The organism is Bradyrhizobium sp. UFLA05-109 (assembly GCF_054185165.1).
Window position 1 is genome coordinate 1 of the sequence record NZ_JBBIAR010000137.1, and the last position, 6,080, is coordinate 6,080.

A 6,080-nucleotide genomic window follows, 5' to 3' on the forward strand; every position below is an offset into this window, starting at 1 on the left:
CGCCAGCACCGGGCTATGCATGGCCTTGGCCGCCGCGATCGCCAGCACGCCGGTTCCGGTCCCGAGGTCGAGCACGCGGTTCGGTCGGGAACGTTTCAAGACATGGTCAAGCAGAAGTAAACAGCCACGCGTCGTGCCGTGATGGCCGGTGCCGAAAGCCAGCGCCGCTTCGATCTCGATGGCGAGCTTGTTCGGCGGCACGCGGTCGCGGTCATGGCTGCCGTGGACGACGAAGCGTCCGGCCGGAACGGGCACGAGGTCTTCGAGGCTGGCCTTGACCCAATCCTTGGCCTCGACGCTGTCGAATACCAGCGTGTCCGCGATCCCGTTACCTGCCGTTTCAGCGATGATTCCCCTCAGGAAATCCTGATCCGGCGCATCCGCGAAGTGCAGCGTGACGTCCCAGCGCCCGTCCGGCTGCTCGAACGCGGCGACCGCCGCGTCGCCATCGAAAAAGATCTCGGTCAGGACGTCGACAACGCGCTTGGCGGCGGCCTCGTCGCCGATCGCAAAGCTCGCGCGGTGGGTGGGGGAGGGGGGCATTTTACTCAGCTACACTCGCTCAGTTCGATCCAATTTAATGAGTTATCGCTTCGCATCATTCTCAAAACTTGTGGTTCCCGCGTTTATTCAACTTTAGGTTCCGATCCGTAGATTACCGGATGTTGGGTGCAGCCAACGCAACTGGAAATTGGAGGCAAAATCTTGAAGCGCATGGTTCAAAAGTTCTGGTCCGATGAGTCTGGCGCCACCGCGATCGAATACGGTCTGATCGCAGCCGGCATCGCCTTGGCGATCATTACCGTGGTCAACAGCCTGGGCACCAGCCTGAATGACAAGTTCGGTTCAGTTAGCAGCAACTTGAAGTAATTTCGCGCCTCCATTTCCCGAGCGGGGGCTATTTGATTGAAAACATCGACCGACGCCCGCAGGGGAATGTCCCTTGCGGGCGCAGTCGTTTTTGGCGGCGATGTCTGAGACACCACCGGTGGCCCACAGGATTCCAGCGCTTCAAGCCAGTGTTTATCTACTGGCTGGTCCACAGGGATATCCCGAATTTGTCCCAAGGATATCCCCGGTCTGGTCCCAGATTTCCGCGCGATCCCCGCGCGACCTCTCCCCATGCGCCGGACAGACCTGTCCACAGGCCATCCACACGCCTATCCACGGCCTGCGAACGGAGAGCGGTGATCCCTTAAAATCGTGCGCGCCGCATTGTGGCCGGGGGCGCCGGTGACGCCGCCGCCGGGATGGGCGCCGGAGCCGCAGTGATAAAGGCCCTTCAGCGGCCCGCGGTAGTCGGCGTGTCCCAGCATCGGACGCGCCGAGAAGAGCTGGTTGAGCGTTAGCGCGCCGTGGAAGATGTCGCCGCCGAGCAGGCCGAATTGCCGCTCGAGATCGAGCGGGGACAGGATCTGACGGCCGAGCACGCTCGCGGCAAAGCCCGGCGCGTATTTGTCCACTGTCGCGATCATGAGGTCGGCGACCTCCTCGCGATGGTCGTCCCACGATTTGCCCTCGGGCAACTCCGGCGCGACGTGCTGGCAGAACAGGCTCGCGACGTGCTTGCCCGCCGGCGCCAGCGTGTCATCGAGCGTCGATGGGATCAGCATCTCCACCACAGGTGAACTGCTCCAGCCCTGCGCGCGCGCATCCAGATAGGCGCGGTCCATATGACCAAGACTCGGCGCGATGATGATGCCGGAGGTCAGATGATCGCCGTCGCCTGGGAGCGCCGTGAACGACGGCAGGCGATCCAGCGCGACATTCATGCGGAAGGTACCAGAGCCGTTCTTCCAGTGCCGGATGCGGGCGAGGAAATCGGCCGGCAGCGCGTCCGCCGCGACGAGGCGCGTGTAGAGCAGTTTTGGGTTGACGTTCGCAGCAACGTATTTTGCACGGATGCTCTCGCCGCTTTCGAGTACGACGCCGACAGCGCGATCACGCTCGACGATCACTTCGCGCACGCCGGCATCCGTTTGAATCGCGACGCCCTGGTCGCGAGCGGAGCGCGCCATGGCCTGCGTGATCGCGCCCATGCCGCCGATAGCGTGGCCCCAGACGCCCTTCTTGCCGTTCACCTCGCCGAAGGCGTGGTGCAGCATCACGTAGGCGGAGCCGGCTGCATACGGACTCGCATAATTGCCGACGATGGCGTCGAAGCCGAACAGCGCCTTGACGAGATCATGCTCGAAACGCTCGTCCAGCATCTCGCCGGCTGACCGCGTGAAGAGGTCGAGCAGGCTGCGGCTCTGCTCCAGGCTCAAGCGGCGCAGGATGTTGGTGCTCTGAACCGCGTTGAGGGCCTCGCGAATCGCACCCGCGCCAAAGCTCTCCACGAGGTTCGGCGGCGCGCGCAGCACGAACTGGCGCAGCACGTCGGCGATGGCCTCGAGCTCGCGCGAAAAGCCGTCAAGTGCGCCGGCATCGTGCGCGCTGAGCCGGGCCACGGAGTCTTTCGTTCGACCCTCGCCGGTGAGGAGATAGTTGCCGTCGGGCGCAGGCAGAAAATTCTGCGCACGCCGCTCGACTATGCGCAGGCCGTGCTCGGCGAGCTTGAGATCGCTGATGACCTGCGGATTGAGCAGGCTCACCGTATAGGCCGCGACTGAATTGCGGAAACCCGGATGGAACTCTTCCGTCACCGCGGCCCCACCGACCACCTTGCGCCGCTCGACCACCGTCACCCTCAGGCCCGCCATCGCGAGATAGGCCGCGCAGGTGAGGCCATTGTGGCCAGCGCCAATGATGACGACGTCGGTTTCGGTCATGAAAGCTTCAACATTCTCGACTGTCGCCGCAGAGGCGATCCCGGAAATGACGCCTGTATATCAGGCATTCCCTGTCGCGACAGTCCCACCATTTATTGCCCGTTCATGCGCCTTGTGCTCCATTGCGCGCGCCCGGCGGACGCCGGGGTTTTGCCGGAGCTTTCATGGATTCGATCGTGCCTCCTGCCGTCACCGAGCAGCCGTCCGTCTCGCGCAACCGGCTGGTGCTGACGGTCTTCACTGCCGCGATCTTCGTCAGCGCGCTGCTGCTGTTCTCGGTGCAGCCGCTGTTCACGAAAATGGTGCTGCCGCGGCTCGGCGGCTCGCCGGCGGTTTGGTCGGTGGCGATGGTGTTCTTCCAGTCGTTGCTGCTCGCAGGCTACGCCTATGCGCATTTCCTGATGCAGATCAGGAATCGCGCGATTCCTGTCGCCATCCATCTGGTGCTGCTGGTGGTGGCCTTGCTGACGCTGCCGCTCGGGATCGCGCATTCGTTCGGCGAGCCGCCGACCTCGGGCTATGCGTTCTGGTTGCTTGGCCTGTTCGCGGTGTCGATCGGGCTGCCATTCTTCGCGCTTGCCGCCAACAATCCGCTGTTGCAGGCGTGGTTCGTCCGCACCGGCCACCCCGATGGTCCCGATCCCTATTTCCTCTACTCCGCCTCCAACATCGGCAGCTTCCTCGCGCTGTTGTCCTACCCGGTGCTGCTCGAGCCGGTATTCACGCTGCGCACCCAGAATTGGATCTGGACCGGCGGCTATGGTTTCTTGATCCTACTGATCGCCGGCTGTGGCGTGTTGCTGCTGCGCTCGCCGGCGTTGGCGGCGGCTGATGCGCGGACCGAGGACACGAGCTCGCCGGCGCCGAGCTGGGTCGTTCGTGCACGCTGGATCTTCCTTGCCGCGGTGCCCTCCGGCCTTCTGATCGCGGTGACCGCGCACATCTCGACCGACGTCGCCGCCGCGCCGCTTCTCTGGGTGGTGCCGCTGTCGCTTTATCTCCTGACCTGGGTGCTGGTGTTCCAGTCGCGGCCGCTGTTGCCGCACAAATGGATGCTGATGCTTCAGCCGCTCGCGATCGCCGGCACCGTGATCTTGCTGGCTTTCGGCGGCGAACAGAACCTGTTGCTGACGCTGGGCGGCCACCAGCTCTGCTTCTTTGTCATCGCGATGGCCTGCCATGGCGAATTGGCGCGCACGCGGCCGGCTGCAAAATATCTCACCGGCTTCTATGTCGCGCTGTCATTCGGCGGCATGGTGGGTGGCCTGTTCGCCGGCCTCGTCGCGCCTTTCACTTTCTCCTGGATCGCCGAATATCCGATCCTGATCGCGCTGGCCGCGCTATGCCGGCCATCGGCAGGCGAGCGGCTTGCTCCAGTCATGAAGTGGTACTGGCTCGTGCTCGCCGCGCTCGCGATCGCGCTGGTGGCGCCGTCTTATTCGACCGGCCAAATCCCAGAGCAGGTCACGACCTGGTTCGAGGATCACCGCGTCTGGATCGCCGGCGCCGTCGGCCTGCTCGCAGCGCTTCTGGCGCTCGCGCTCAATGCCAACCGCTGGAAGATCTTTGCAACGATCGTGCTCGCGCTGGCGCTGACCCGCGTCTATCCGGCGGATGAAGGCCGCGTCGAGACCGTGCGCAGCTTCTTCGGCGTGCACAAGATCGTTGTGACGCCCGGCGGCTATTTCCACGTGCTGATGCACGGCACCACGATCCACGGCGCCGAGCGCTTCCTCAACAATGACGGCACGCCTGTCGCGGGGCGGCCCGAGCCGATCACCTACTACCACCGGGATGGCGGCATCGGTCAGGCCATCGCCGCGATACGCGAGCGTAAGGGCGCGCCGCTGAGGGTTGCCGCCATCGGCGTCGGCTCCGGCACGCTCGTCTGCGCCGCCGAGCCCGGCGAAAGCTGGAAGTTCTTCGAGATCGATCAGACCATGGTCGATACCGCGAGCGATCCCAAATATTTCCGCTACATCTCGAGCTGCGCGCCCGATTTCAAGCCGGTGATCGGCGATGCGCGGCTGACCTTTGCCAAGGAGCCGGACGGCATCTACGACCTCATCATCGTCGATGCCTACTCCTCGGACGCGATCCCGATCCATCTTGCGACCGAAGAAGCGATGAAGATCTACAAGGACAAGCTCGCTCCGCACGGCGCGGTCGTGATGCACATCTCCAACCGCCATCTCGACCTCGAGCCGGTCGTGGTCGGGATTGCCGATGCCAACGATCTCAAGAGCTGGGTCTACAACGAGGACTCGGGGCGGGACGCCGACTACATCTTCTCGACCGACGTCGTCGTCTCCGCGCGCGAGGAAGCCGATGTCGGCAAGCTCGCTTCCTCCAAGCAATGGGAGGAGACCGAGGCCGACGACAAGGTGCGGGTCTGGACCGACGACTACTCCAACATCATCGGCGCGCTGTATCGGCGTCTGCGGGATGGGGAGTAGATGAAAGTCCGTAGCCCGGATGAAGCGCAGCGTAATCCGGGTCATATCGTTGGACCGATGGCGGCCCCGGATTTCGCTGCGCTTCATCCGGGCTACAGATGCGACGCGAGTGGAGAAACTTACGGACTGACCGGCGTGCCCGCGGGCAGGACGATGCCTCTTTCGCCGGCAACTTGCCGCAGCAGGTCGGGGCGATCGGAGATGATGCCGTCGACACCGATCTCGATCATCCGAGCCATGTCGTCCGCTTTGTTGACGGTCCAGACGACGACGCGCAGGCCGAGCTCGTGGGCTTCCGTGACCAGCGCCGCAGTCACGTCACCGAAATAGGGCGACCAGACCGCGCCGCCGGCCGCCTTGATCGTGCGCGGCAGCGAGCCGCCGCGATCGGCTGGATTGAAGCCCGCCGTCCAGTCGGTGGCGCGGTCGAGTGCGTTGGTCGGCGCCGAGCCGCGCTGCAGCGTCAGGTAGACCGTCGGAATTTTCGGCGCCTGCTGCTGGACCAAAAGCAGCGTCCGCCAGTCGAAGGACTGGATCATGACGCGGCCCGAAAATCCCGCGGCGTCGATGACGCCGAGGAGCCGCGTGACAAAGGCTCGCGGATCCGGCGACTCGTCCGGATGGGTCGGATCGATCTTGGTCTCGATGTTGAAGCGCACGCGCGTGTTGCCGGATTTTTCCGCCAGCGCGAACACCTCCTTCAGCGTCGGAATCCGCGTCCCCTGCAGGGCGCGCTGCTCGGGGAACTGCTTGGCGTAGGCGCTGTCGGGGCGGATCTGGCCGACGTCATATGTCTTGACCTCGTCGAGCCGCAGCTTGACGAACGGCGTACCGGGCGCGGCGACATAGCCGC

Annotated in this window: 5 protein-coding genes; 2 read left to right on the forward strand and 3 right to left on the reverse strand. The window is 64.3% G+C overall.

Translation table 11 applies throughout. The features are described from left to right. Window positions 1-543 (reverse strand): 50S ribosomal protein L11 methyltransferase (locus tag Q3C01_RS44435; protein WP_458151660.1); only part of this gene is annotated, 543 nt, incomplete at its 3' end. A 171-nt stretch (window positions 544-714) separates the two neighbouring features. On the opposite strand from Q3C01_RS44435, the gene Q3C01_RS44440 reads away from it, so the two are divergent. Continuing rightward, window positions 715-870 carry a Flp family type IVb pilin gene (locus Q3C01_RS44440; protein ID WP_156944231.1) on the forward strand — a complete coding sequence of 52 codons (156 nt, stop codon included), beginning with the start codon at window positions 715-717 and terminating at the stop codon, window positions 868-870. 290 nt (window positions 871-1,160) lie between these two features. Here Q3C01_RS44440 and Q3C01_RS44445 read toward each other — a convergent pair whose 3' ends face one another. Further along, the gene (locus Q3C01_RS44445) at window positions 1,161-2,771 is read right to left on the reverse strand and encodes a phytoene desaturase family protein (protein ID WP_458151661.1); all 1,611 of its coding nucleotides are present in this window, start codon (window positions 2,769-2,771) and stop codon (window positions 1,161-1,163) included. Between the two features lie 164 nt (window positions 2,772-2,935). Between Q3C01_RS44445 and Q3C01_RS44450 the strand changes: the two genes are divergently transcribed. Continuing rightward, a complete protein-coding gene (locus tag Q3C01_RS44450; protein ID WP_458151662.1) occupies window positions 2,936-5,227 on the forward strand; it encodes a spermidine synthase in 2,292 nt (763 codons plus the stop codon). Window positions 5,228-5,346: 119 nt separating this feature from the next. Here the strand turns inward: Q3C01_RS44450 and Q3C01_RS44455 are convergent. Next, window positions 5,347-6,080, reverse strand: a 734-nt coding sequence (locus tag Q3C01_RS44455) for a glycerophosphodiester phosphodiesterase family protein (RefSeq protein ID WP_458151663.1), incomplete at its 5' end; no start/stop codon positions are given.